Here is a 25,302-nt window from a genome sequence, read left to right as displayed (position 1 = left end):
AATTCTTATGTGTTTAACTCTCGATTACTATCTTTCTATAAGCATCGATCGTTTTATAAAACGATTTTGTTTCTTGTAAATACTTTTTAGCAAAGGCTTCAGTAGGTTGATTTTTTTTAATTTGATATACAAAATCAGCAAATGAAGTTGGTAGCACAATTTTTTGTGTAGTAATAAAAACTTCATCAAAATTTGTAATAATACCTGCTTGAGTATTTGTTTTTGCACCTTCAGCAGTTAGTAAGGCTTTTGCTATATTAATAATTGCTGAATAAGAATGATAAATACTATCTGACCATTGTTTTTCTTTAAATGCTTCTGTAGCATTTTCTATTTTTTCTTCACTTTCAAATAATAAAGTTGCAATTAGATCGATAACTACTCCTGCACATTCGCCAACACCGATAGCTTTTACATAATTCTTGTCATGTCCCCAATCAATAAAATCGTCTTGTTTTAAATTAGTGATATCGGATAAATGTTTTAATAAATCATAGAAATATGTTTTTCCATTTCTATCATAATAGGTTAAATAACTTTCGTTTTCACCTTTTCTAGATTCGAAATCATTTAACAATATTCTTAACGCTTGTGGTCCTCTTTTGCTAGGTATTTTTATGAGTTTATCAGAAAAACGTCCCTGTCCATCTCCTACAACACCACCTCCAATTAATACTTGTAATGCTGGTGCTAAAAGGTTGCCTACTTTTATAGACATTCCCTGAAAACCGATATGAGCCATATTGTGTTGTCCACAGGCATTCATACATCCACTAATTTTTATAGTGATTTCTTTATTGTTGATGTATTGAGGATATTCGGTTTTAAAAACACGTTCTAATTCTGCTGCAATACCAGTACTACTTGAAATACCTAAATTACAGGTATCTGTTCCAGGACAAGCTGTTATATCAGCAGTACTATCATATCCAGATTTTGTAAAACCTAATTTTTCTAGTTCGGTATAGAAGAAGGGTAAAAAAGCTTCTCTTACATGGCGAATTAAAATATTTTGACGTAGTGTAAAACGTAATTCATTTGCTGCATACTTTTTTATTAAGTCAGCTAACAATCGTGCTTTATCTGTATAAAAATCCCCTAAATGAACTTTAATTCCTATCGCATATAAACCAGGTTGTTTTTGTTTTAAAACATTGGTTTTTTTCCATTGTTTAAAAGCCTCATTGTCTTTAATATTAACTACAGGAATTTTGTTATCACAAAACTCTATTGGCTGTTCAAATTCACTTGTATCAATGGCATATGATTGATATGCTAGAGCTTTTTTTTCATTTTCAACTAAGGTTAAAAATGCATCAAGCCCAATGTTTTTTACTAAAAATTTTAATCGAGCTTTTGCTCTTTTTGTTCTTTCACCATGTCGATCAAAAACTCTTAGAACACCTTCAATTGTTGGAATTAGTAAATCTGCTTCTAAAAATTCATACATCACATCGGCTTGACGAGGTTGTGAACCTAATCCACCTGCTAGCATTACTTTAAAACCTCTTATTTCGGTATCGTTTACCTTTTTAGTTTTTGCTATAAAACCTAAATCATGCATAAAACTTAAGGCAGTATCTTTTTCTGTTGCTGAAAATGACATTTTAAATTTTCTACCCATTTCTTGACAAATTGGATTTCTCAAGAAAAATTGAAATGTTGCATGTGCATAAGGAGTAACATCAAAAGGTTCATTACTATCAATTCCTGCTGTTTCCGAAGCTGTTACATTTCGTACCGCATTACCACAAGCTTCTCTTAAGGTGATATCGTCTTTTTCTAATTGTGCCCAAAGTTCAGGAGTTCTGTCTAAGCTCACATAATGAATCTGAATATCTTGCCTTGTAGTGATATGTAATCTCCCACGAGAATATTCATCAGAAACATCAGCTATTCTATGCAGCTGCTCACTAGTTACCTTTCCATAAGGTAGCTTTATACGGATCATTTGAACACCTAATTGGCGTTGGCCATACACTCCTCTTGCCAATCGTAAACTTCTAAATCGCTCTTCATCGATTTTTCCTTCTTTGAATAATTGAATTTTACGTTCTAATTCTATGATGTCTTTTTCAACAATCGGATTTTCTATTTCTGTTCTAAAACTTTGCATGATTTCTAATAATTAGCTTATTAAAGCTTTATTCGTTGTGTAAAAATTGTTGCTTGTTAAGCAATTCTTCTTCTGTTTCTATATGATCTTCATCTGGAACACAGCAATCTACTGGACATACAGCAGCACATTGTGGTTCATCATGAAAACCTTTACACTCGGTACATTTATCTGGCACTATAAAATAGTATTCGTCAGATATAGGTTCTTGTTCTGTATTTGCGTCTACTTCAATTCCGTTAGGTAAAATTAAATTACCTTCTAAAGAAGTTCCTTCGTTAAATTTCCACTCCATAGCCCCCTCATAAATTGCTGTGTTAGGGCATTCTGGTTCACATGCACCGCAATTGATACATTCATCGGTTATTATAATTGCCATCTTTTAAAAGAGTTAAGAATTATTTAATAAAACCAACACCCGAAGTGTTATTTGTTCTTGGGTTTATGAGAATAAAAGTTCCGTTAGATTTATTGTCTTTATAACGATCTACAAATAACGATTTACTCACTTTTAATGATACCTGTCCAATCTCATTTAGTGCTAATTGAGAAGGGCTTTCTTCTTTACCTGAAAAATCAGTGTGAATTAAAGATTCTATACTGGTAATTTTAGCTTGTGCATCATTAACTCCATGTTTTATATAGTATTTTTCTGAAGCTTTTAAAGGTTCTTTATCCATCCAACAAATAGTTGCATCCAATTGTTTAATTGCTTGAGGTTCTTCTCCAGACTTAACAATCATATCTCCTCTACTAATATTTACATTATCTTCTAATGTTAAATTAATGGAGCTTCCTCTTAATGCTTCTTGATATTCTTGGTCGAAAAAATGAATACTTTTTACTTTTGATTTTGTTGCAGAAGGTAAAATGGTTACTTGATCTCCAACAGCAATACTTCCCCCATATAACTTACCAGCATAGCCTCTAAAATCATGGTTTTCTTCAGTTTTAGGTCTTACAACTGTTTGAACTGGGAAACGTGCTTTAGCTGTTTTTTCTATAGTTTTCGTATCAATATTCTCTAAGTGATCTAATAAACTTAGTCCTTTATACCAGCTTATTTTCTTAGACTTATTAACTACATTATCTCCGTGTAATGCAGAAATAGGAATAAAAGTTATTTCCTGATTTTGATATTCGCTTTTTGAAGTTAAGTATTCAATTTCTCCTTTTATTTGGTTAAATTTTTGTTCGGAAAAATCAACTAAATCCATCTTATTTACTGCAACAACTACATCTTTAACTCTTAATAGGTTATTAATGAAAAAATGGCGATACGTTTGTTCTACAACTCCGTTTCTAGCATCTACTAAAATAATAGAGGTTTGAGAGTTGGAAGCTCCTGTTACCATGTTGCGTGTATACTCAATATGTCCAGGAGTATCTGCTATGATAAAACTGGTTTTTCGTGTAGAAAAATAAATATGTGCCACATCTATGGTAATACCTTGTTCGCGTTCTGCAACTAAACCATCGGTAGCTAATGAGAAATCTAAATAATCAAAACCTCTTTGTTTACTTTTCTCTTCTATAGCTGCTAATTTATCATCGGTAAGTGATTTTGTATCGTACAAAATTCTACCTATAAGTGTACTTTTACCATCATCTACACTTCCTGCTGTTGCTATTTTTAGTACGTTCATTTATTTTGTCTTTGTGCCGTTGGCTATATGCCTTGAGCAAATTTGTATTGTTTAATTTGTTATTAGCCTACAGGCAAACAATTTTAGAAATACCCTTGTTGTTTACGTTTTTCCATGGCTGCTTCAGATCGTTTATCATCTATTCTTGCGCCTCTTTCAGAAATGGTAGAAATTCTAATTTCATCTACAACGGTATCAATGTCTACAGCATTGGATAGTACGGCTGCTGTACAACTCATATCTCCAACAGTTCTAAAGCGTACCATTCTTTCTTGAATTTCTTCATCATCTTCTCTATACACGACTTCATCATTTGCCGACCAGATTAAACCGTCTCTTACAAACGTTTTTCTTTTATGGGCAAAGTATATAGATGGAATTTCTATTTTTTCTTTTTGGATATATGACCATACATCTAATTCAGTCCAATTAGAAATTGGAAACACACGTACATTTTGACCTAAGTCTATACGACCATTTAGCATGTCAAATAACTCTGGACGCTGATTTTTTTCATCCCATTGACCAAAATCATCTCTTACGGAGAATATGCGTTCTTTTGCTCTTGCTTTTTCTTCATCTCTACGCGCACCGCCGATACATGCATCGAAACCAAATTCTTCTATGGCATCTAATAACGTTTCGATTTGTAACATGTTTCGGCTCGCGTACTTCCCTTTTTCTTCCTTTACTTTTCCAGCATCGATATTGTCTTGTACATTACGTACAATTAACTCAACCCCTAATTCTTTTACTAAACGATCTCTGAATTCAATAGTTTCAGGGAAATTATGTCCTGTATCTACATGGAGTAGAGGGAATGGTATTTTTGCAGGATAGAACGCTTTTTGAGCAAGTCGCACCAGTGTTATGCTATCTTTCCCCCCAGAAAACAACAACACTGGCTTTTCAAATTGTGCGACAACTTCTCTTAAAATATATATGGCTTCACTTTCTAAAGCTCCAACTCTAATGATATTCGTATTCATAATGCTATTTTTTAAATATGTAAACCACATTCTCTATTGCTTTCAACTTTGGTTGGGTCGAAATATTTAAACTCGTTTGGTAATTGATTCTCTTCTAAATATTGATTTAAGTCCTTATCTGACCAATGATAGAACGGACTTACTTTTAAGACTCCATCCTTACTAAAAGATAATACTCCAATACCATCTCTAAATGCAGTTTGTCCTTTTCGTAAGTTGGTAAACCATATTTCCGGTTGGTGTTCTTCCATAGCTCTTCTAAAAGGTTCTAGTTTTACTTGCTCAGTAAAAACTTCATGTTTTGGATCTTCTATTGAAGGAAGACCTAAAGTTTGATTTCTGTGTCCTGCTGTTTGTTTAGGTACATATAGTTGGATGTTTAAATTCAGTTTATTTATTAACTCATCTGCGTGTCTATAGGTTTGTGGTGTATTATACCCTGTATCGCACCAAACAATTTTTATAAATGAATTTACTTGTGTAACTAAATGTAAAATAGCAACTTCATAAGGCCTAAAATTGGTGGTAAGAATTGTTTTCTTCTTTAAATCAAACACCCATTCAACTATTTCTTTTGGTTTTAATTTTTCTAAGCCTTTATTTAATTCTTCAATATTTAATTGATCTTCTAATCCCATTTTTTACCCCATTTTATTTTGTTCCAAACTCTTTCATGAAAAAAAAACAATACCATTTTTGTCACTAATTCTATACTTCCTATTGAAAAAGCTGTAGTTATTTCTCCAGTGATAATCCACGAAATTAAAATCGTATCTATAGTGCCTATGACACGCCAGCTAATTGATTTTAAGACACTTCGTATTGGATTTTCCGAAGATTTATCTAGCTTGTAATTTTTCTTATTTTCTATTATTTGTTCTAATATCATTTTAAAATACAATTACCCTATCGGGTAACTAGGTTTTAGGAATTGGCAAATGTATACATTCATTTTAAATGTGAAAACATTTATTTAAAAATTTTACAATAGAATAAGATTTGTGTTATTTTACACTAAATCGGCAAGTGTATTATTACGAAGTACTTGCAGGGTATTATCCCTAACTTGAATCATTAACTTATGTACAGAACATGCGTCTTCATCAGGGCAGTCATCGCATTTTTCATAATAATTCAAACTAACACAAGGTAGCATAGCAATAGGACCTTCTAAGGTTCTAATAACATCAGTCATTTTAATTTCGGAAGCTTCTTTTAACATGTAATATCCGCCTCCTTTTCCTTTTTTGGCACCTAAAAACCCTGCTTTTCGTAAGGTAAGTAATATACTTTCTAAAAACTTATGTGATATGTTTTCACTCTCGGAAATAGTAGCTATTTGTACTTTTTCTCCTTTTTCTTGTCTTGCGATAAAGGTTAATGCCTTTAAACCGTATTTTGTTTTCTTAGAAAGCATATTACAAAAATACACTTTAATTTATTTTTTATCTATCCAATGCTTGTTTTAAATCGTTAATAACATCATTTACATTTTCTAGCCCTACCGAACATCGAACTAATCCGTTGGTAATACCAACCTCTAATCGATCTTCAATACTTAATTTACTGTGTGTAGTTGAAGCTGGATGTGTTACAATAGTTCTAGTGTCTCCAAGGTTTGCAGACAGTGAGCACATGCTTATATTATTTAAAAATGTTCTTCCAGCATTAATACCTCCTTGAATTTCAAACGCAACAATATTACCCCCTAATTTCATTTGGTTTTTTGCCACTTCATACTGCGGATGAGACTTTAAAAAAGGATATTTAACTAGATTTACTTTAGGATGTTCTTCTAAAAATTGAGCAACTTTTAAAGCATTTTCACAATGTTTTTCTACTCGTAAAGAGAGTGTTTCTAAGCTTTTTGATAATACCCAAGCATTAAATGGAGACATTGCTGGCCCTGTATTTCTTGAAAATAAATAGATTTCTCTAATTAAATCGGCTTTTCCAACCGTTACACCACCTAAAACTCTTCCTTGTCCGTCAATTAACTTTGTTGCCGAATGTATAACTAAATCAGCACCAAATTCAATTGGATTTTGTAAATATGGTGTAGCAAAACAATTATCAATAACTAATAACAAATTATGCTTTTTAGCAATACTTCCTAATAGTTCTAAATCCAAAATATCTACTGCTGGATTTGTTGGGCTTTCTGCATATAAAATTTTAGTATTAGGTTGAATTAGTGCTTCTATTTTATCAACTTCATTTACTTTAAAATAACTAGTTTCGATGTTCCATTTAGGAAAATACTTTGTAAATAAACTATGAGTTGAGCCAAAAACAGATCTTGAAGATACAATATGATCTCCAGCATTTAATAATGCTCCAAAAGTTGAAAACACAGCGGCCATTCCTGTAGCAAAAGCATATCCAGCTTCTGCTTTTTCCATTGCTACAATTTTATTAACAAACTCGGTAGTATTTGGATTAGAAAATCGGCTATACAGGTTTTTCTCTTTTTCTTCTGCAAAAGAAGCTCTCATATCTTCTGCGTCATCAAAAACAAAGCTTGAGGTAAGGTATAATGGTGTTGAATGTTCAGAAAACTGTGTGCGTTCTGTTTGTGTTCTTATGGCTTGTGTTTCAAAATTCTTGCTCATTTTTTTCTTTTTAAGGTGCGTACACCTGTTTTATAGTTTAGTTGTTTGTTTTTGCTAGTCGTAAAATGTCACCAAATACACCTCTTGCAGTAACTTCTGCACCTGCACCTGCTCCTTGTATTACAATAGGTTGTTTCCCGTATGATTCTGTGTAAATTTCGAAGATGGCGTCAGAGCCTTTTAAACCTCCTAAGGGAGAATTTTTTGGAACAGATACTAATTTTACATCTAATTCTCCTTTAGTTTGTTGTAAGTCACCATGTAAGTCACCTATATATCTTAATACATAACCATCTTTTTGTTTATTTTTTTTCTCTTGGAAAACGGTGTTGAGGTTTATCAAACTATTTAGAAATTCATTTGATGATACTTTACGAAGACTTTCTGGGATTAAATTTTTAATAGAAATATCGTCAAATTCATTCTCTAAATCTAACTCACGTGCTAGAATCAATAATTTTCTGGCAACATCATTTCCACATAAATCTTCTCTAGGATCTGGCTCTGTAAATCCTTTATCTATGGCTTCTTGTAAAACTTCTGAAAAGGGTACGTTTTTTTCAGAAAAATTATTAAATATGTAGCTTAATGAACCAGAAAAAACCCCTCGTATTCGAGTAATATTTTCTCCAGAATCATGAAGTAATTTTATCGTATCAATTAACGGAAGTCCGGCACCTACATTGGTTTCATATAAATAGGTTTTTTTGTTTTTTTCTAAGGTTTTTCTAAGTTTTTTATAGAACTCAAAAGAAACGGTATTTGCTATTTTATTTGATGAAACTAAATCAAAACCTGCTTCTACTAAGGAAATATAGTTTTGTGTAAACTCTTGACTTGCGGTATTGTCAACTGCAATTAAATTTTCTAAATGATTTTCTCTTGCAAAGTCAATAATATCTTGCGTTATATTGCTGTTTTCTTTGGTGCTACTTAAGTCCTTTTTCCAGTTTTTTGTAGCTCCATCTTTAGTAAGAAGTACGACTTTTGAGTTGGCAATTGCAAATATGTTAAGTTGAATTTTACGTCTTTCTAAAATGTTTTTTGTGCTATCAAGTATTTGGTTAATTAATGTGCCACCAACTAAACCTTTACCAAAAACGGCAATGTTTATTTTTTTAGCAACTCCAAAAACTTGTCCGTGTATAACATTTAAAGCTTTATGTAAATGCTCGTTTTTTACCACTAAACTCACATTTTTTCCTGTGATAGTATTGTTAAACAATAACGGTACTATTTGGTTTTTTATTAAAGCATTAAATGGTTGGTGGAACTCGCTTAAATTTTGCCCGATTATTGAAATTACCGAGACATCATCTACTATTGAAATTTTGTTTACGTCTTTGGTGTAAAAATCGTTTTCAAACTCATTTTCAAGTGCTTTTATAGCGTCTTCTGCTTTGTCTTTAGTTACCACTAAACCAATACCTCTTTCTGAAGAACCTTGAGAAATTAAACTTACACTTACCCCTTGGTTACTTAGTGCTTTAAAGATTCTGGCATCTACACCGACTTTACCAAGTAAGCCTCTTCCTTCAAAATTTATAAGAGCTACATTGTCTAATACCGATAAAGACTTAATTCCTTTTGCTTTTGATTTTGCTGTGATTAAGGTTCCTTTATCATTTGGTTTAAACGTGTTTAAAACTCTTAGGTTGATGTTTTTTTCTAATAAAGGAACAATGGTTTTTGCATGTAAAATGGTTGCGCCAAAATTGGCAAGTTCATTGGCTTCTGAAAAAGATAATTCTTCAATTTTTTTTGCATCCTGAACTAAATCCGGATTCGCAGTAAAAATTCCATCTACATGGGTGTAATTTTGAAGCTCTTCTGCATCTAGATAGTTAGCTAATAATGAAGCAGTATAATTACTTCCGTTTCTACCCAAGGTAGTAGTTTCATTTTTTTCTGTAGAAGCAATAAATCCGGTAACAATATTTACGGTATTACCGTTTTGCTTTTTAAAATGAGTGTGTACGTTTTCTTTAGAAAGATTAATTATAGGCTGTGCGTTTCCGTAATTTTCATCCGTTTTAAGAAGCCTTCTAGCATCGGTAGGATGGGCATCAATTCCTTTTTGATGTAGTAATTCGACAACTGTTTTAATAGATAATAATTCGCCTTGGGCTAATACTTCATCTTTAATTTTAGTACTATAATCACCTAATAAACTTACGCCTTCAAAAAGTTTTTCTAGTCTATTAAATTCTTCAGTAAAATCTACCAAAGGTGTTATTAATGCTTGTTCTCTTTTAAAAGCTTCTAATTGCTCTGTGTACACTTCGTTTTTAGCTGCTTTTTCTAAAATACGTTCTAAAGTATCTGTAGCATTTCCACGTGCAGATACCACTACAGTAATTCGCTCTCCTTCATTTATTTTTTGCTCTATGATAGAAACTACGTTGCTAATTCCTTCATTAGACAAGGATTTTCCTCCAAACTTTAAAACTTTCATTTTTTTAGTTGTTATATTTTTGTTGAAGATGGGTTCTATTATCTTCTTTAGTTGTTCATATTCTATTAAAAAAGCATCATGCCCGTGTACAGAATTTATCTCGTTATAAGTAACATTTGGATGTACGGTGGCTAGTTCTTTTTGAGTTTCTCTATTTTCTTCCGCAGTAAAAAACAAATCAGAACTCACCCCAATAATGTGAATGTCTGCCGCTATTTTTTCTAATACATTTAGTGCTTCTCTTCCTTTGGTAACATCAATTGTTTTAAGCAACTGATTCATTAACTTGTAAGATGCTAACTGATATCTTTCTTGTAATTTTTTACCATGATGTAACAGCCAACTTTCTACATTAAAAAGTTGTAAATCTTCGTTTTTTGTTCGTTGAAATCTACTTTTAAAAGACTCTGGAGTTCTATAACATAACATAGCATGCATACGAGCATCATGAACTGGATTGCTTGAGTTTGTTAAAAACAATTCTTGTATTTGACAATTGGCAATTAACCAATCTGTCGATTTCCAGTCGGTTGCAACAGGAATTAAATGTTGGGTTATTTGTGGATTTATGACCACCATTTCCCAAGCGATTCCTCCTCCAAGAGAACCACCTATTAACGCAAAAAGCTTGTTAATTTGTAATTCTTTTAATCCTAACAGAAAAATGTTAGCAATGTCTCTGGCTACAAAATTTTTATAGTCTTCAATAATAAAATTATCATAACCATTACCAGGAATATTAAAACATAACACCGAATATTCTTCCGTATTAATCACCTTATTTTTACCAATAAGATCACTCCACCAACCATTTTCTCCAGCAACATCACTGTTACCTGTCAATGCATGATTTATTAATACAACAGGAGCGGTGCCCAGTTTTTTACCAAATGTTTGATAACTTAAGGTTAAACTAGAATACTCAGCACCGCTATCTGTACGATAGTTGTTAATATTTAGATGCTTTAATGTTATAGATGAACTCATGTTTTACTTTTAAAGAAAATATTAAACTAAAACTTTCTTAGCTATTTTAGAAAAGGCTTCTTTTAAATCAGACTTTAAATCCTCTATGTTTTCAAGACCAACAGACAATCGAATTAAATCTGCTGTAACTCCGGTACTTGCTTGTTGCTCTTCTGAGAGTTGTTGATGCGTGGTGCTTGCAGGATGAATAATTAGCGATTTTGTATCACCAATATTTGCTAATAAAGAGAATACTTTTACGGTATCAGCTATTGTTTTTGCAGCTTCAAAACCACCTTTAGCTCCAAAGGTTACAATTCCACTTTGACCGTTTGGTAAATATTTATCAGACAAAGATTTGTATTTGCTGCTTTCTAACCCTGGATAGTTTACCCATGCTACTTCTTCCTGTTGTTCTAACCATTTGGCTAAAGCCAATGCATTTTCCGAATGTTGTTTAATCCTTACAGATAAAGTTTCTAGCCCTTGAATGATGTTAAAAGCATTTGTCGGACTTAAAGCGCCTCCAAAATCACGTAAGCCTTCTAAAATGAGTTTAAAAGTATAAGAAGCGGCTCCTAAAGTTTCGTGATATTTTAATCCGTGATATCCTTTTGAAGGCTCAGTAAATTCTGGAAACTTACCATTAGACCAATCAAAATTACCTCCATCAATTATAACACCTCCTAAAGAGTTTCCTTGTCCGCCAATGTACTTGGTTAGTGAGTGGATTACAATATTGGCACCGTGTTCAATTGGGTTTAATAGGGTAGGAGTTGCTACAGTATTGTCTACAATAAACGGAACCTGTGCTTTCTTTGCATAGCTTGAAATACCTTGTAGGTCTAATACGTCTAACTTCGGATTTCCTAATGATTCTACAAAGAATGCTTTGGTGTTTTCCTGTACTGCTTTTTCAAAGTTTTCAGGATTAGAAGCATCTACAAAAGTGGTGGTAATGCCTAATCTAGGTAAGGTAACGTTTAGCAAATTATAGGTTCCTCCATAGAGACTACTTGATGCTACGATATGATCTCCAGCTTTTAGTAAGGTTAGTAACCCTGTTGAGATTGCTGCGGTTCCAGAAGCAAATACTACGGCACCAATTCCTCTCTCTAGAGTAGCCAAACGATCTTGTAAAATTTGATTGGTAGGATTATTCAATCGTGTGTAAATAAACCCCAATTCTTTTAATGAAAATAAATTAGCAGCATGCTCAGAATCATTAAACACGTACGACGTGGTTTGATAAATAGGAACTGCTCTAGTACCTCCTGTTTGTTTTACATCATGCCCTGCATGTAGTGCGTTTGTTGCGAATTTTTGCGTACTCATTTTTCTTGTTTTTTGAGTTAATAAAAAATTAAAACAAAAGCCAAAACACATCTTTAAAAGATGTTGCTTACTAGAAAAATGTTATTAAGAAATCATAAGAGGTTTCTGTAGTTTTATAGAGAAACTTCTTTTGGGTTATCTATCCTTTAGCGTTTAACTGCTTTGGTAGAATTTAGCACCTTCTTTGTTTAGAACAAAGGGTTGCTAAGGCTTCATAGGGTCTAATCCCTCCACCTTTCTTGATAACATCGTCAATAAGTGTTTGAACTTTTACGAGCACAAATATTCAGTCATAAAAATTTAATATCCAAACTTTTTATGATATTTTTTTCTTCTAAAGTTTTATATACTACGTATATAGATTTTTTATTTTAATTCTTTTTTAACAAAAAGCTTTTTTAGATATGAATTTAATCTATAACTTTGCGACTGATTTTTGAGGAAAAATTTGATCTGATTGCAACCTCTATAAAAAATGCTAAAGCAGTAATTTTCTACTTCTTTACGCGACCAAGCAATTCAAGTTTTTCTTCCGTTAATTTAAAAAAAGAAGTTTATGTCATATTTTTTTACTTCAGAAAGTGTTTCTGAAGGACATCCAGATAAAGTTGCAGATCAAATATCTGATGCTTTAATAGATAATTTTTTAGCTTTTGATTCAGAATCTAAAGTGGCTTGTGAAACCTTAGTAACTACTGGTCAAGTAGTATTGGCAGGTGAGGTTAAATCAAGAACTTATTTAGACGTTCAAAAGATTGCTCGTGAGGTAATCAACAAGATTGGTTATACAAAAGGAGAGTATATGTTTGATGGAAATTCTTGTGGAGTTTTATCGGCTATTCACGAACAGTCTGATGACATCAATAGGGGGGTAGATAGAGCTTCTAAAGAAGAGCAAGGTGCAGGTGACCAAGGTATGATGTTTGGATATGCTACCAATGAGACTGAAAATTACATGCCTTTAGCGTTAGACTTATCGCATTTAATTTTAAAAGAATTAGCTGTTTTACGTAGAGAAAACAAAGATATTACGTATTTACGTCCTGATGCTAAAAGTCAGGTAACTATTGAATATTCTGATGATAATGTACCACAACGTATTGAAGCAATAGTTGTTTCTACTCAGCATGATGATTTTGCAGATGATGAAGAAATGTTAGCTAAAATTAGAAAAGATATTGTTGATATTTTAATTCCTAGAGTTAAAGCACAATTATCTCCTGAAATCCAAACATTATTTAATGATGACATTAAATATCATATCAACCCAACTGGAAAGTTTGTAATTGGTGGACCTCATGGAGATACTGGTTTAACAGGGCGTAAGATTATTGTAGATACTTATGGTGGAAAAGGGGCGCATGGAGGTGGAGCTTTTTCAGGAAAAGATCCAAGTAAAGTAGATAGAAGTGCTGCGTATGCAACACGTCATATTGCTAAAAACTTAGTAGCTGCTGGTTTATGTAGTGAGGTTTTAGTACAAGTTTCTTATGCTATTGGAGTGGTAGAGCCTATGGGAATTTTTGTAGATACTTACGGTACATCAAAAGTTGATTTAACTGATGGTGAGATTGCTAAAAAAGTTTCTGAGATTTTCGATATGCGTCCACATGCTATTGAAACAAGGTTAAAATTACGTACACCTATGTATAGCGAAACTGCTGCTTACGGACATATGGGGCGTATAAATGAAGTAATTTCTAAAACATTTACGCAACCTAACGGAGAAAGTAAAACAATGGATGTAGAATTGTTTACTTGGGAAAAGTTAGATTATGTAACTAAAGTAAAAGAGAGTTTCGGATTATAGAAGCTCATTATAAATAAAAAAGCCTCGACAATATTGTCGAGGCTTTTTTATTTATAGTATATACATTTATTTAACTTGAAAGATAAAGGGCATTCTAGCTTGAACTCCTTTTAAATTCTTCATTTGGTTAATGTTGTTGTATAACTGATAATTCCCATCACCCAAAGCTTCTTTTAAAATTTCTTCTTTAGATACATTAGCAAAAGGAGAGAACTTGAAAGCTTCTTTTAAATCCTTTTTATAGTTAGGGTAGTTACGAACTCTATAGTTATCTACTTCAGCAAGTTCAGCGGCAATTTTAATAGCTTCTTCTAAGCTTCCTAATTTATCTACTAACCCTTTTTCAATAGCTTCACTACCAGTCCAAACTCTACCTTGAGCAACTTCGTTTACTTGCTCAAAAGTCATGTTTCTACCATTAGCAACACGGTTAACGAAAGTTTTGTAAATATCTTCAACTCCTTCTTTAGTTACATCGTAAAACTTCTGATTCATTGGTTCAAAAACACTATAATTAGCACTGTTGTTTGTAGAAACTTGTTCAGCGTTAATACCAATATTATCTGCAAACTTATTAAAGTTAGGGATGGCTCCAAAGACTCCAATCGATCCAGTAATAGTTGATGGTTCTGCAATAATTTTATCAGCATTACAAGCGATATAATAACCTCCAGAAGCGGCTAAATTACCCATAGAAACAACCAAAGGTTTCTCTTTTTTAGCCAATTCTAATTCTCTCCAGATTAATTCAGAAGCTAAAGCAGATCCTCCAGGAGAATTTACACGTAAAACAATAGCTTTTACTTTATTGTCTTTTCTAGCTTTACGGATAGCTTTATTAATTAATCCTTGACCAATTACATCTTCATTACCTTCTCCATACATTATTTGTCCTTGCGCATAGATAACAGCAATTTTATCTTTCGCTGTTGATGAAATTCTTCCTTTTCCAGATTTAATATAATCTTCTAAAGAAATAGTATTAATTTTTTTATCAGAATTACCTTTTAATTTTTCTTTATACTCATCTTCATAAATAACAGCATCTACTAAATTACTTTCTTTAGCAAGTGTTGCATTTCTTCCGTTCGAATTATCAGCGATTAAGTTTAAGTTTTCAACAGAGATGTTTCTACTTTTACTAACATCTTCTGTTATTTCGTTCCAGATAGATTTTAAGAATGAAGTTGTTTGTTCACGGTTAGCCTCACTCATTTTATTTGTTAAATACGGCTCTACAGCACTTTTGTATTTACCATGACGGATTACTTCCATTTTAATACCGTATTTATCTTCGAAATCTTTATAGTATAAAATTTCAGTTGATAAACCTTTAAAATCAATTGCTCCAACTGGGTTTAAAAACAAACTATCAGCAACAGAGCTTAAATAGTAGTTTTTTTGAGAATATACATCGTTGTATGCATACACAAACTTTCCACTTTCTTTAAACTCTTCAATTTTATTTCTAATGGCTTGTGTTTGTGCTATACCTGCATTTACTGAACCGGTTTTGATGCTAATTCCTTTAATATTAGAATCTGTTTTAGCATTTTCAATAGCATTGATAATTTTATTTAAAGCTAATTTGTCATCATTTAACTCTAAAGCTTCTGCTAAAGGATTTTGATCTTTAGGAGCGTAATCTTTTACGTTAGTCGATAAATCTAATTCTAATACAGAGTTCGATTTTACAACAACTTCATCACCAGAACCCATAATAGATGCTAAGGCAATAAAAAATAAAAAGATTAAAAATATGGCTATAAAAAAACCAAGAATAGATGCTAATAAATTTCTTAAAAACTTCATGTTGAATAGTTAATTTTTTGGCAAATATACATTATTTAACATTGTGTTTTTTAACGGTTAATATTAGAAAAGCTACCTAACCTCATTCGGTATTTTTGTTGAGCGAACATAAAATAATTAAAGAGTTTGTAGTTTACTTCATATCCATAGTTTATATGCGGGCTATAATCAATTTGATTCTCATATATGTTGAGGTTAAACTGCGCTGGGTTTAAAGCTCTCATGTTCCAAATAGGAACCATCATGCGGTTTCTGTTTTCTAAAAAAGTTTGAGAGTGAAATCCAACTGGTCGTGCTATAGAATTTAAATAAGCAGTAAAACCAGGGTCGATAATAATGATTTCGTATTCTAACGAATCATTTTTTATAACTACAGGCTCTTCTTTAGTTTGTGAATTGTTTTTTATAGGTGATGTTCCGCAAGCGTAAAATGTAATAAATACTATTAAGGCTAACGTTAAGTATTTTAAGACTTTCATATTCAGTGATATTTATAATTATAAAATTGCAAAAATTATTCCGTTTTTCATTGATTTTTAATTGGTTTAACAGTAATTTTCAGCTTTAAATTTATAAAAATGAAGAAAAGATGCTTTTGGGTAAGCGATGATCCATTATATATTGAATATCACGATCAAGAATGGGGAGTACCAACTTTTGATGATGCTGTATTGTTTGAGTTTTTAATTTTAGAAACTTTTCAAGCGGGTCTTAGTTGGATTACAATTTTAAAGAAAAGAGAAAATTTTCGAAAAGCATTTGACAACTTCGATTATAAAAAAATTGCAAACTATTCTGAAAAGAAGTATGAAGAGTTACTTCTGGATACTGGTATTATTAGGAATAAGTTAAAAATAAGAAGCGCAATTACCAACGCAAAACTTTTTATGGAAGTTCAGCAAGAGTTTGGTTCTTTTTCAAAATTCTTTTGGAATTATACTAATGGAAAACCAATTATAAATGTTTTTGATAAACGTGAAGATGTTCCTGCGACAACTGAGTTATCAGATAAAATATCAAAAGATTTAAAAAAGAGAGGGTTTAAGTTTGTAGGATCAACAGTTATTTATGCGTACATGCAATCTATGGGTATGGTAAACGATCATACTACAGATTGTTTTAGATATAAGGAAGTTTAAAATTTGTACATTTAGCGTCAGAAAATCAAAATAAAATGAAATTAAAACATGTTTTTTATTCAGTTGCAGTAGCAGGATTGTTAACCTCTTGTGCAGTTGATAAAAAGGAAGAAAAGCAACCAGAAGAAATAACTAAGGCAGAATTTAATTATGTAGTTGAACAGTTTGCAGATGTACGCGTAATGCGTTATCAAATTCCTGGATTTGACGAATTAACTTTAAAAGAAAAAAAGTTAGTGTATTATTTAACTCAAGCTGGTTTGGCTGGTCGTGATATTATGTGGGATCAAAATTACCGACATAATTTAGAGATTAGAGCAGCTTTAGAAAATATCAATAACACTTATAAAGGAGATAGAGATAGTAAAGAATTCCAAGATTTTAAAACTTACTTAAAAAGAGTTTGGTTTTCAAACGGAATCCACCACCACTATTCAAATGATAAGATTAAACCTGAGTTTTCAAATGAATACTTATATGGGTTATTACAATCGACCAATACTGAGCTTACAGGTGATGCCTTTAGTGTTATTTTTAATGATAAAGACGCTAAAAAGGTAAATAAGAAAGCTGGAGTTGATAATGTATTGGCTTCTGCAGTTAACTTTTACGGACCAGACGTTACTAGTACTGAAGTAGCAGATTTTTATGCAAAAGCTTATAAAGGTCCAAAAGATCAACCAATTGAAGCTGGATTAAATTCTAAACTGGTTCGTGAAAATGGAAAGTTAGTTGAGAAAGTTTGGAAATCTGGTGGAATGTATGGGCAAGCAATCGATAAAATTATTGGTTGGTTAGAAAAAGCAAAAGGTGTTGCTGAAAACGAAAAGCAAGCAGAAGCTTTAGGTTTATTAATTGAATATTATAAAACAGGTAGTTTAGATACTTGGGATAAATATTGTATTGCTTGGGTAACTTCTACCGAAGGAAATATTGATTGGATTAACGGTTTTATCGAGGTCTATAACGACCCGAAAGGATATCGTGGTTCTTATGAAACAATTGTAGAAATAAAAGATTTTGACATGTCTCGTAAAATGGCTGTTTTATCTGAAAACGCACAATGGTTTGAAGATAATTCACCTTTAGATGAAAATCATAAGAAGAAAAATGTTGTAGGTGTTTCTTATAAAACTGTGAATGTTGCTGGTGAAGCAGGAGATGCTTCTCCAAGCACACCAATTGGAGTGAACTTACCAAATAATAACTGGATTCGTCAAGAGCATGGATCTAAATCTGTTTCATTAGGAAATATTACAAATGCTGATAATAATGCAGGAGGTACAGATCGTTTAAAAGAGTTTGCAAATGATCAAGAAGAGATTGATTTAGAAATTAAATACGGTCAAAAAGCAGATAAATTACACACAGCTTTACATGAAGTTGTTGGGCATGCATCAGGTACAATTAACAAAGGTATTGGTCAGCCAAAAGAAACATTACAAAATTATGCTTCTACTATGGAAGAAGGTCGTGCTGATTTAGTAGGACTGTATTACTTAATGGATCCTAAATTACAAGAGTTAGGATTAGTTGATAATTGGGAAAATATTGGAAAAGCTGCTTATGATGGATATATCAGAAATGGATTGCTGACACAATTAGTGCGTATTAACTTAGGAGATGATATTGAGGAAGATCATATGGTAAACCGTCAATGGGTTTCTGCTTGGGCTTTTGAGCAAGGAGAAAAAGACAATGTAATTGAGAAGATTACACGTGATGGAAAAACATATTATAATATTAATGATTATAAAAAGTTGCGTGAAATTTTTGGGCGTTTATTAAAAGAAGCACAACGTATTAAGTCTGAAGGAGATTTTGAAGCTGCGAAAGCATTAGTAGAAGGTTACGGAGTTAAGGTAAATCAAGATTTACATAAAGAAGTTTTAAAAAGAAACGAAAAGTTTACAGCTGCTCCTTACCGTGGATTTGTAAATCCAGTATTAGAAACAGTTACAGATGCTGATGGAAATATTACGGATGTGAAAGTTACACAACCAAAAACATTTGAAGAGCAAATGAAGTTCTATGCTAAGAATTATAATTTCTTACCAACTAAGAACTAAAAACTTTACAGAATAAGAATTGTAAAAACCGATACTGAATTCAGTGTCGGTTTTTTGTATTTTTAAAGCATAAAGAAAATACGAATGGGAAAAAAGATTAAAGATCCTGGCTTAGGGCATAATTCAAAAAAGAATATTAAAGGTATAGTAAATAAAGATGGAAGCTCTAATGTAATTCATGTAAATAAGAAATTCAATTTAGACGATTTATATACTTTCTTTATAGAGTTATCCTGGTGGCAATTTTTTCTACTTATTGTATTAGGATATACTTTTTTAAATATAATTTTTGGTTTTGTTTATATGGCCATTGGTATTGAAGAAATAACTCCGTCAAGAGGAAATTTTATTGATGATTTTTTAAACGGTTTTTTCTTTAGTGCTCAAACATTAACTACAGTTGGTTATGGCGGAATTGCTCCACAAGGTGTTACAGCAAATTTAATAGCAGCTTTTGAAGCGATGATAGGGTTACTTAGTTTCTCTTTTATTACTGGGTTATTATATGGTCGATTTTCAAAAGCAAAAGCAGCAATTCATTTTAGCGACAATATAATTTTACGTGATTTTAAAGAACATAGAGCTATTATGTTTCGATTAATGAATAGTAGAAAAACTGTGATGATTGAACCAGAAATATCGGTAACACTTTCCATTAATGAAAAAGATAAAAATGGAGAGTATAAAAGAGAATTTTATCGTTTAAAATTAGAGCGAGATAAAATAATGTATTTACCTACGGTTTGGACAATTGTACATGAAATAGATGAAAAAAGCCCGTTATTTAAGTATTCTGATAAAGAAATAGAAAACTTAGAAGCAAAACTCTACGGACTTATTCAGTATCATGAAGAATCTTTTGGGCAAAAAGTATATCAAATAACTTCTTATGATTTTGATGATTTAATTTCGGGAGTAAAGTATAAAAAATCATTTCAGTTTAATGAAGAAGGATACACTGTTTTAGATCACGAAAAATTGAATGAAGTAGAAAAGATGAATTAACCTTTTATCAAAAATTTCGAAAGAAATAACAACGCGATAACCGCTACAATCCCAATAGCTACATATAAAGCTCCATTTTGGTAATGCTTTTTGTTGTTCTTAGCATCCTTTTTGTAGCTAAAAATCATTAAACCTGTAAAAGCAATAATAAATAAACTAGCAAAAATAATTCTACCAGTTGTAAACATTTTAGCAGCAATAAGTGTAAACATAAAATTGTATTTTTAGCAAAGTTAAAGAATGATTTTAGAATGAAGAAAACTAAAACAGCAATTGTTTTCGGAGCTACATCTGGTATAGGTAAAAACTTAACTGAGTTGTTGGTTAAAGATGGATATATAGTTGCGGTTACAGGGAGGAGATTAGAAAAGTTAGAAGCGTTAAAAAAGCTATATCCTAATCAAGTTATTGTTAAGCAAAATGATATTACTCAAGTTGAAAAACTCGAAAGCACTTTTAATGCTTTAATTAACGAATTAGGTGAGGTACATTTAATTATTCATTCATCTGGTGTCGGAGAAGTAAATACTAAGTTAGCTTGGGATATTGAAAATAAAACAGTTCAAACAAATGTAGTAGGAGCAACTAAGTTATACGGACTGGCTTATAACTTGTTTAAGAAGCAACAATTTGGGCATTTAGTAGGAATCTCATCAATAGCTTCACTTCGAGGAAATAGATCAGCACCTTCATATTTTGCATCAAAAGCATATCAAAAAGCATATTTAGAGAGTTTATATATTAAAACAAAAACGATAAAATCTAAAAAGGTTTTTATTACTGATATTCGACCTGGATTTGTAGATACAGCGATGGCTTTAGGAGATGAAATTTTCTGGATGGTTTCTCTTGAAAAAGCTACAAATCAAATTTATTCAGCAATAAAAAAGAAAAAACGAGTAGCTTATATTTCTAAAAGATGGAGACTGATTGCTTGGGTTTTAAAAATAGTACCGGCACGCTTATTAAAAATAGCAACCTAAATGAAAAAGAATAATTTAATAGTTTTCGATATAGATGATACTTTAACTAAAAGCGAAAATCAGCATCAACAATCGTACGTGGATGCAATGCTGCATTTCGGAATATCTGAAATTAATAAAAATTGGAAAACGTATAAAAATATGACTGATAGTTATATTTTAAAGAAAAACTATGAAGCTAATTTTAAAAAGGATTTCAATAATTCGTTTATTCCTGAATTTGAAATCAAAATGGCAGAATTATTTTTAGCACTTCCAAAAACTAAAGAAATAAGCGGAGCAGGTAAAGTGGTTGATTTTTTTATGAGAGAAACTGATTACGCCATTTGTTTTGCTACAGGCTCTTTGTTGAAGCCTGCTTTAATAAAATTAGAACAAGCGAATATTAATTTTGTTCCTAACTTGGTTGAAGCTTCTAATAGTTTTTACACTAGAGAAGAAATAGTTAGTTCAGCTATTCAAAAAGCAAAAACATATTTTTCAGTAAATAAATTCGAGAATATTATTTCGGTAGGAGATGGAATTTGGGATTTAAGAACAGCCAAAAATTTAGGGATTCACTTTTTAGGAATTAGAGATAAAAATTTAAAAGATTTTCAAGAAGAAAACATAAAAAGCCATATTAGTGATTGGACTAATTTTGACTTTAATAAAATACAAACACAATTAGAAATTATATAAAATGAAAAATAAGATAAAAGCAGTACATGAATTTCATTCAGCATTTAAATTAAACATTCAAAACGAGCCAACTGTAGCTATTTCTAATGACAGGAAGCAATTGCGTTTTGAATTAATGAAAGAGGAAAACGAAGAGTATTTAGAGGCAGCAAAAAACAACGATTTAGTTGAGGTTGCAGATGCACTAGGAGATATGCTATATATTTTATGTGGTACTATCATAGAACACGGCATGCAGCACAAAATTGAAGAAGTGTTTAATGAGATTCAACGTAGTAATATGAGTAAATTAGGCGAAGATGGTAAACCAATTTATCGAGAAGATGGTAAGGTTTTAAAAGGACCTAATTACTTTAAGCCTAATATTAAGCAAATATTGGATAAATAATAAAATAAAAAAGCTCATCTAAAGGATGAGCTTTTTTATTTATTTACCTGTTATACGAGAGAGTTCTGCGGTTAATGTTTTAACATTATTAACCATTTTTATAATTCTTCCGTTTGCGTCTACAATTAAATGAGTAGGGTATTGTTTTACCTTTAGTTTTTTAGACATATAATTCTTTTGCTCAGGTATAGTAACATATTTAAAGTCTTTGGTTTTTAAGAATTCTATTAGTTTGTCTTTTTCATCAAAAGCTAAACTTACAAATTCAATTTTATCACCTTTGTATTTTTCAACTAAAGCGTTTAGTTGAGGAAACTCTTCAACACAAACTTTGCAGTTAATAAACCAGCATTTTAAAACTAGTATTTTTCCTTTTGTATCTGCTTTGTTATGAGACTTGCCTTTTAAATCTACAAATTCATATGCAGGAAGTCTTTTACCTTCCATTTTAAAATACTTATGAGCAACTGTAGCTTTACCTACAATAGATTTTTTAATTTTTTCATCAGCAGATTCTTCAATATTTGTAAGTGTATATTGAGTTTTTCCTTTGCTTTCTGATTTAACAGGAATGTAAGCTCCGGTTCTTAATAGAGTTAAAAAAATACCTTTTTCAACTTTAGCACCTTTATCATCGATAGGAACGTAAGTTGACATTAAGTCGATGTTTTGTTTTGTATAAGTATTCCAGTTGTCGTAACTATCTTGAATTTTATCTAAATCGATAGTCGCTACTTCAGTTGTGTTTTCAGTTTCTGGAACCTCAGTAACTTCATCTTCAATAGTAGCCTCTGCTGTTTCTTCGGTTGGTGCATCAGAATCTTCAGTTTCAGTATTTGCAAGGTCTCCTTCAGTTGAAGGCTCATTGTTTTCTTCAGTTAAATTATCTGTTGAAGTTTCTTCTTCTGTAGGAGTTTCAGCCTCTGTAGTTGAATTATCTTCATTAGAAGTATCGTCTAAACTAGCAGATGTTTCGTTGTCAGTTTGTGTAAGCTCAATTGTTGGATTAGAATCCTTCGGATCAATATCCATGTATTTGTTTAAAGCAAAAGACGAAACAGCAAATCCTACTATTATCGATAAAATTGCTGGTACAATATTTTTCATTTTCCTCTAGAATTTTCTTTTAATAAATTGATTCTGAATTACTAATATAGCTTTTTTTAATGAAAGTTAGATTTTAACACGCCAATTATGCTTGTCTTCAGATTTGTTATATTGAATGTTAAGTAGCTTTTCTTTAAACAAACTAGCGTAAGAATTTGTTAACTCGGGTAATTCAAAAACATAATCTTGGTGCTTAAAACCTTTAATAGGATTAATAACAGCAGCAGTACCAGAACCAAAAATTTCTTTTAATTCACCTAATCTCGCGGCTTCTTTAATTTCACTAACCGATACTCTACGAACTTCTATTTCGATATTATTGTCATTAGCTAATTGGATGATAGATTTTCTGGTAACTCCATCTAAAATTCTATCATTATTAGGTGCTGTAACTAATTTATCTCCAATTCTGAAAAAGATATTCATAGTTCCAGCTTCTTCTAAATATTGGTGGGTACTAGCGTCTGTCCAAATAATTTGTTGATATCCTTGTTTATGAGCTAAGCTTGTAGGGTAAAATTGTGCAGCATAATTACCTGCAGCTTTTGCATAACCAACTCCACCATCAGCAGATCTACTATATTTCTCAGCAAAAATTACTCTTACTTCTCCAGCATAATATGATTGAGCAGGAGAACAAATAATAATAAATTGATATTCTTCAGCAGGCGATGCTGCAATAGCACCTTCTGTAGCTATAATAAATGGACGGATGTATAAAGAATTACCAAATCCTTTTTTTATCCAATCATTCTCAATCTCTAATAATTTCTTTAATCCCTCAGTAAAAACATCTTCCGGTACATGTGGCATTGCCAAACGTTCTGCAGATTTGTTTATACGATTAAAATTCTCATCAGGTCTAAACAAAAACACATCATCATTATCATCTTTAAAAGCTTTCATTCCTTCAAAAACAGCTTGTCCGTAATGAAAAACTCTTGCAGATGGTTCAAACAACATTGGTCCGTATGGTTTTATTTGTGGAGTTTGCCATTTTCCATCAGCAAAATTACAAACTAACATATGATCGGTAAAAGTGCGTCCGAAAGTTAGGTTATTAAAATCTACCGAGTCTATTTTAGATTGTTCTATTAACTGAATATCAATGTCCATATTTTCCCCTTTTAGAAGTGCTACGAAGATACGAAACTAGCTTGATATTTACGAGCTTAAGAAGCTTGACTTTCGTAATAATAATTATCTTTGTAGAATACTAATTTTAAATATTTGATAATGAAAAAGATAGTTTTTTCTATGATGCTTTTAGTGTTATTTTCAACGGCATGTAAAACAGATAAAAAAGAGGATGTAAATAAAGCAGAAAAAAAGGCAGTTGAATTTGTTTCTTTCGGAGAAAAAATATCAAATGAAGGAGCAGTATCAAATGAAGAAATGGCAAAAAAGTTTGAAAACTTGGTAGTTGGTGATACTATTAGCGTTAAATTTTCAACTAAGATAGATGAGGTTTGTCAGAAAAAAGGTTGTTGGATTAAAGTACCTTTAAATGATGGTAAACAATCTTTTGTAAAGTTTAAAGATTATGCTTTTTTCATGCCTTTTAATTCAGCTGGTAGTGAAGTAATTTTAAACGGAAAAGCTTTTAAAAATGAAACTTCAGTAAAAGAATTACAGCATTATGCTAAAGATGCAGGTAAACCTGAAGAAGAAATTGCAAAAATTACTGAGCCAAAAGTTATATATTCTTTCTTAGCTGATGGTGTTTTGTTAGAAGCTAAAGCAGATGAGAAATAGTTTTTTAGTTTTTAGCCTTTTTCTTTTAATTATTGGTTGTCAATCTAAAGAAGAGAAGAAGCAGATTAAAATTGTTAGTAAAATTCCGTTAAACTTTCAGATGTATAAAACTTCTGAAATGGCTGAGTTAATGCGTGCAATGTTATCGGAAAATAAAAAGTTAAGAGAAAGTATTATTACTGGCGATTCTATCGGTGATTTTAACAAAGCCTTCTTAGAAATTCATACAGCAAAATTTACTGATAGCTCTGATTTTGATGCTACATATCCAACTTTTGCAAACCATTTTATAGAAATGCAAAAAGGTATTTTTACTATTGAAAAGGTTGATAGAAAAGATCAGTTTAATAAAGTAGTTCAAGCATGTATAGCCTGTCATAAGGATAGATGTACTGGTCCGATTCCAAGAATTGAAAAATTATTAATTCCTTAGA

At 31.5% G+C, this 25,302-nt stretch carries 24 protein-coding genes and 1 riboswitch; of the genes, 9 read left to right on the top strand and 15 right to left on the bottom strand.

Translation table 11 applies throughout. From position 1 onward, the window contains the following. Positions 1-13 precede the first annotated feature (13 nt). From H3Z83_RS04625 to H3Z83_RS04580, 10 genes are all read right to left on the bottom strand, one after another. Positions 14-2,116: a nitrite/sulfite reductase gene (locus H3Z83_RS04625; RefSeq protein WP_182124289.1), complete on the bottom strand. Its 2,103-nt coding sequence runs from the start codon at positions 2,114-2,116 to the stop codon at positions 14-16. Positions 2,117-2,144: 28 nt separating this feature from the next. After that, positions 2,145-2,495: a 4Fe-4S dicluster domain-containing protein gene (locus H3Z83_RS04620; RefSeq protein WP_182124288.1), complete on the bottom strand. Its 351-nt coding sequence runs from the start codon at positions 2,493-2,495 to the stop codon at positions 2,145-2,147. Positions 2,496-2,514: 19 nt separating this feature from the next. Continuing rightward, on the bottom strand, positions 2,515-3,762 hold the full coding sequence (locus H3Z83_RS04615; protein WP_182124287.1) for a sulfate adenylyltransferase subunit 1: 1,248 nt from the start codon (positions 3,760-3,762) through the stop codon (positions 2,515-2,517). 83 nt (positions 3,763-3,845) lie between these two features. Then, complete coding sequence (gene cysD, locus H3Z83_RS04610; protein WP_182124286.1) at positions 3,846-4,751, bottom strand: sulfate adenylyltransferase subunit CysD; 906 nt, start codon at positions 4,749-4,751, stop codon at positions 3,846-3,848. Positions 4,752-4,762: 11 nt separating this feature from the next. Beyond that, complete coding sequence (locus H3Z83_RS04605) at positions 4,763-5,389, bottom strand: phosphoadenosine phosphosulfate reductase domain-containing protein (protein WP_182124285.1); 627 nt, start codon at positions 5,387-5,389, stop codon at positions 4,763-4,765. Next, positions 5,380-5,640: a DUF2061 domain-containing protein gene (locus tag H3Z83_RS04600; protein ID WP_182124284.1), complete on the bottom strand. Its 261-nt coding sequence runs from the start codon at positions 5,638-5,640 to the stop codon at positions 5,380-5,382. The genes H3Z83_RS04605 and H3Z83_RS04600 overlap by 10 nt, the downstream gene beginning before the upstream one ends. 120 nt (positions 5,641-5,760) lie before the next feature. After that, a complete protein-coding gene (locus H3Z83_RS04595) occupies positions 5,761-6,168 on the bottom strand; it encodes an RrF2 family transcriptional regulator (RefSeq protein ID WP_182124283.1) in 408 nt (135 codons plus the stop codon). A gap of 28 nt (positions 6,169-6,196) precedes the next feature. After that, a complete protein-coding gene (locus H3Z83_RS04590; RefSeq protein ID WP_182124282.1) occupies positions 6,197-7,363 on the bottom strand; it encodes a trans-sulfuration enzyme family protein in 1,167 nt (388 codons plus the stop codon). Between the two features lie 37 nt (positions 7,364-7,400). Next, on the bottom strand, positions 7,401-10,805 hold the full coding sequence (gene thrA / locus H3Z83_RS04585; protein WP_182124281.1) for a bifunctional aspartate kinase/homoserine dehydrogenase I: 3,405 nt from the start codon (positions 10,803-10,805) through the stop codon (positions 7,401-7,403). Between the two features lie 21 nt (positions 10,806-10,826). Continuing rightward, a complete protein-coding gene (locus H3Z83_RS04580) occupies positions 10,827-12,119 on the bottom strand; it encodes an O-acetylhomoserine aminocarboxypropyltransferase/cysteine synthase family protein (protein ID WP_182124280.1) in 1,293 nt (430 codons plus the stop codon). Between the two features lie 132 nt (positions 12,120-12,251). Further along, a riboswitch (SAM riboswitch) is annotated at positions 12,252-12,368 on the bottom strand. Between the two features lie 307 nt (positions 12,369-12,675). On the opposite strand from H3Z83_RS04580, the gene metK reads away from it, so the two are divergent. Further along, complete coding sequence (metK, locus tag H3Z83_RS04575) at positions 12,676-13,929, top strand: methionine adenosyltransferase (RefSeq protein WP_182124279.1); 1,254 nt, start codon at positions 12,676-12,678, stop codon at positions 13,927-13,929. A 66-nt stretch (positions 13,930-13,995) separates the two neighbouring features. Here the strand turns inward: metK and sppA are convergent, their stop codons facing one another. Together sppA and H3Z83_RS04565 are read right to left on the bottom strand one after the other, a co-directional pair. Beyond that, a complete protein-coding gene (gene sppA, locus H3Z83_RS04570; protein WP_182124278.1) occupies positions 13,996-15,741 on the bottom strand; it encodes a signal peptide peptidase SppA in 1,746 nt (581 codons plus the stop codon). A gap of 50 nt (positions 15,742-15,791) precedes the next feature. After that, positions 15,792-16,220 carry a DUF6146 family protein gene (locus H3Z83_RS04565; protein ID WP_182124277.1) on the bottom strand — a complete coding sequence of 143 codons (429 nt, stop codon included), beginning with the start codon at positions 16,218-16,220 and terminating at the stop codon, positions 15,792-15,794. Positions 16,221-16,319: 99 nt separating this feature from the next. On the opposite strand from H3Z83_RS04565, the gene H3Z83_RS04560 reads away from it, so the two are divergent. The 3 genes from H3Z83_RS04560 (at position 16,320) to H3Z83_RS04550 (ending at position 19,954) form a co-directional block, all read left to right on the top strand. Next, positions 16,320-16,880: a DNA-3-methyladenine glycosylase I gene (locus H3Z83_RS04560; protein WP_182124276.1), complete on the top strand. Its 561-nt coding sequence runs from the start codon at positions 16,320-16,322 to the stop codon at positions 16,878-16,880. Positions 16,881-16,915: 35 nt separating this feature from the next. Beyond that, positions 16,916-18,949 (top strand): dipeptidyl-peptidase 3 family protein, encoded by a 2,034-nt coding sequence (locus H3Z83_RS04555; protein ID WP_182124275.1) that lies wholly within the window; start codon positions 16,916-16,918, stop codon positions 18,947-18,949. Positions 18,950-19,033: 84 nt separating this feature from the next. Beyond that, positions 19,034-19,954, top strand: a complete 921-nt coding sequence (locus H3Z83_RS04550; protein WP_182124274.1) for an ion channel — start codon at positions 19,034-19,036, stop codon at positions 19,952-19,954. Here the strand turns inward: H3Z83_RS04550 and H3Z83_RS04545 are convergent. Further along, entirely contained in the window at positions 19,951-20,166 is a 216-nt protein-coding gene (locus H3Z83_RS04545; protein WP_246337454.1) for a hypothetical protein, read from the bottom strand. The two genes, H3Z83_RS04550 and H3Z83_RS04545, sit on opposite strands and share 4 nt — an antisense overlap. 39 nt (positions 20,167-20,205) lie before the next feature. Here H3Z83_RS04545 and H3Z83_RS04540 point away from each other — a divergent pair, with 39 nt between their 5' ends. From H3Z83_RS04540 to H3Z83_RS04530, 3 genes are read left to right on the top strand one after another with little or no spacing between them, the layout of a single operon-like run. Continuing rightward, complete coding sequence (locus H3Z83_RS04540; RefSeq protein WP_182124273.1) at positions 20,206-20,937, top strand: SDR family NAD(P)-dependent oxidoreductase; 732 nt, start codon at positions 20,206-20,208, stop codon at positions 20,935-20,937. Next, positions 20,938-21,618 carry an HAD family hydrolase gene (locus H3Z83_RS04535; protein WP_182124272.1) on the top strand — a complete coding sequence of 227 codons (681 nt, stop codon included), beginning with the start codon at positions 20,938-20,940 and terminating at the stop codon, positions 21,616-21,618. 1 nt (position 21,619) lies between these two features. Then, positions 21,620-22,006, top strand: coding sequence for a pyrophosphohydrolase domain-containing protein (locus tag H3Z83_RS04530; RefSeq protein WP_182124271.1), 387 nt, complete (start codon positions 21,620-21,622; stop codon positions 22,004-22,006). Positions 22,007-22,045: 39 nt separating this feature from the next. On the opposite strand, the gene H3Z83_RS04525 is transcribed toward H3Z83_RS04530, so the two are convergent. Both H3Z83_RS04525 and H3Z83_RS04520 read right to left on the bottom strand, forming a co-directional pair. Beyond that, entirely contained in the window at positions 22,046-23,113 is a 1,068-nt protein-coding gene (locus tag H3Z83_RS04525) for a TlpA family protein disulfide reductase (RefSeq protein WP_182124270.1), read from the bottom strand. 66 nt (positions 23,114-23,179) lie between these two features. After that, the gene (locus H3Z83_RS04520; protein WP_182124269.1) at positions 23,180-24,229 is read right to left on the bottom strand and encodes a branched-chain amino acid aminotransferase; all 1,050 of its coding nucleotides are present in this window, start codon (positions 24,227-24,229) and stop codon (positions 23,180-23,182) included. 120 nt (positions 24,230-24,349) lie between these two features. Between H3Z83_RS04520 and H3Z83_RS04515 the strand changes: the two genes are divergently transcribed. Both H3Z83_RS04515 and H3Z83_RS04510 read left to right on the top strand, forming a co-directional pair. Beyond that, positions 24,350-24,868, top strand: coding sequence for a DUF4920 domain-containing protein (locus H3Z83_RS04515; RefSeq protein WP_182124268.1), 519 nt, complete (start codon positions 24,350-24,352; stop codon positions 24,866-24,868). Further along, positions 24,858-25,301, top strand: a complete 444-nt coding sequence (locus tag H3Z83_RS04510) for a hypothetical protein (protein WP_182124267.1) — start codon at positions 24,858-24,860, stop codon at positions 25,299-25,301. Before H3Z83_RS04515 ends, H3Z83_RS04510 begins: the two co-directional genes overlap by 11 nt. The last annotated feature ends 1 nt before the right edge of the window (position 25,302 follow it).

Origin of the sequence: Tenacibaculum pelagium, from assembly GCF_014062345.1 — a bacterium.
GTDB lineage: Bacteria > Bacteroidota > Bacteroidia > Flavobacteriales > Flavobacteriaceae > Polaribacter > Polaribacter pelagius.
Note: the sequence above shows the minus strand (reverse complement) of the source record. Positions and strands in the feature narration are given on the sequence as shown.

Excerpts from the sequence above, each read along its gene's own strand:
- H3Z83_RS04545 (WP_246337454.1), bottom strand. The coding sequence starts at position 20,166 with ATGTTTACACTTATTGCTGCTAAAATGTTTACAACTGGTAGAATTATT.
- H3Z83_RS04525 (WP_182124270.1), bottom strand. The coding sequence starts at position 23,113 with ATGAAAAATATTGTACCAGCAATTTTATCGATAATAGTAGGATTTGCT.
- H3Z83_RS04550 (WP_182124274.1), top strand. The coding sequence starts at position 19,034 with ATGGGAAAAAAGATTAAAGATCCTGGCTTAGGGCATAATTCAAAAAAG.
- H3Z83_RS04595 (WP_182124283.1), bottom strand. The coding sequence starts at position 6,168 with ATGCTTTCTAAGAAAACAAAATACGGTTTAAAGGCATTAACCTTTATC.
- metK (WP_182124279.1), top strand. The coding sequence starts at position 12,676 with ATGTCATATTTTTTTACTTCAGAAAGTGTTTCTGAAGGACATCCAGAT.
- H3Z83_RS04540 (WP_182124273.1), top strand. The coding sequence starts at position 20,206 with ATGAAGAAAACTAAAACAGCAATTGTTTTCGGAGCTACATCTGGTATA.
- cysD (WP_182124286.1), bottom strand. The coding sequence starts at position 4,751 with ATGAATACGAATATCATTAGAGTTGGAGCTTTAGAAAGTGAAGCCATA.
- H3Z83_RS04615 (WP_182124287.1), bottom strand. The coding sequence starts at position 3,762 with ATGAACGTACTAAAAATAGCAACAGCAGGAAGTGTAGATGATGGTAAA.
- H3Z83_RS04625 (WP_182124289.1), bottom strand. The coding sequence starts at position 2,116 with ATGCAAAGTTTTAGAACAGAAATAGAAAATCCGATTGTTGAAAAAGAC.
- H3Z83_RS04565 (WP_182124277.1), bottom strand. The coding sequence starts at position 16,220 with ATGAAAGTCTTAAAATACTTAACGTTAGCCTTAATAGTATTTATTACA.
- sppA (WP_182124278.1), bottom strand. The coding sequence starts at position 15,741 with ATGAAGTTTTTAAGAAATTTATTAGCATCTATTCTTGGTTTTTTTATA.
- H3Z83_RS04535 (WP_182124272.1), top strand. The coding sequence starts at position 20,938 with ATGAAAAAGAATAATTTAATAGTTTTCGATATAGATGATACTTTAACT.
- H3Z83_RS04620 (WP_182124288.1), bottom strand. The coding sequence starts at position 2,495 with ATGGCAATTATAATAACCGATGAATGTATCAATTGCGGTGCATGTGAA.
- H3Z83_RS04515 (WP_182124268.1), top strand. The coding sequence starts at position 24,350 with ATGAAAAAGATAGTTTTTTCTATGATGCTTTTAGTGTTATTTTCAACG.
- H3Z83_RS04510 (WP_182124267.1), top strand. The coding sequence starts at position 24,858 with ATGAGAAATAGTTTTTTAGTTTTTAGCCTTTTTCTTTTAATTATTGGT.
- H3Z83_RS04605 (WP_182124285.1), bottom strand. The coding sequence starts at position 5,389 with ATGGGATTAGAAGATCAATTAAATATTGAAGAATTAAATAAAGGCTTA.
- H3Z83_RS04560 (WP_182124276.1), top strand. The coding sequence starts at position 16,320 with ATGAAGAAAAGATGCTTTTGGGTAAGCGATGATCCATTATATATTGAA.
- H3Z83_RS04520 (WP_182124269.1), bottom strand. The coding sequence starts at position 24,229 with ATGGACATTGATATTCAGTTAATAGAACAATCTAAAATAGACTCGGTA.
- H3Z83_RS04580 (WP_182124280.1), bottom strand. The coding sequence starts at position 12,119 with ATGAGTACGCAAAAATTCGCAACAAACGCACTACATGCAGGGCATGAT.
- H3Z83_RS04530 (WP_182124271.1), top strand. The coding sequence starts at position 21,620 with ATGAAAAATAAGATAAAAGCAGTACATGAATTTCATTCAGCATTTAAA.
- thrA (WP_182124281.1), bottom strand. The coding sequence starts at position 10,805 with ATGAGTTCATCTATAACATTAAAGCATCTAAATATTAACAACTATCGT.
- H3Z83_RS04600 (WP_182124284.1), bottom strand. The coding sequence starts at position 5,640 with ATGATATTAGAACAAATAATAGAAAATAAGAAAAATTACAAGCTAGAT.
- H3Z83_RS04590 (WP_182124282.1), bottom strand. The coding sequence starts at position 7,363 with ATGAGCAAGAATTTTGAAACACAAGCCATAAGAACACAAACAGAACGC.
- H3Z83_RS04555 (WP_182124275.1), top strand. The coding sequence starts at position 16,916 with ATGAAATTAAAACATGTTTTTTATTCAGTTGCAGTAGCAGGATTGTTA.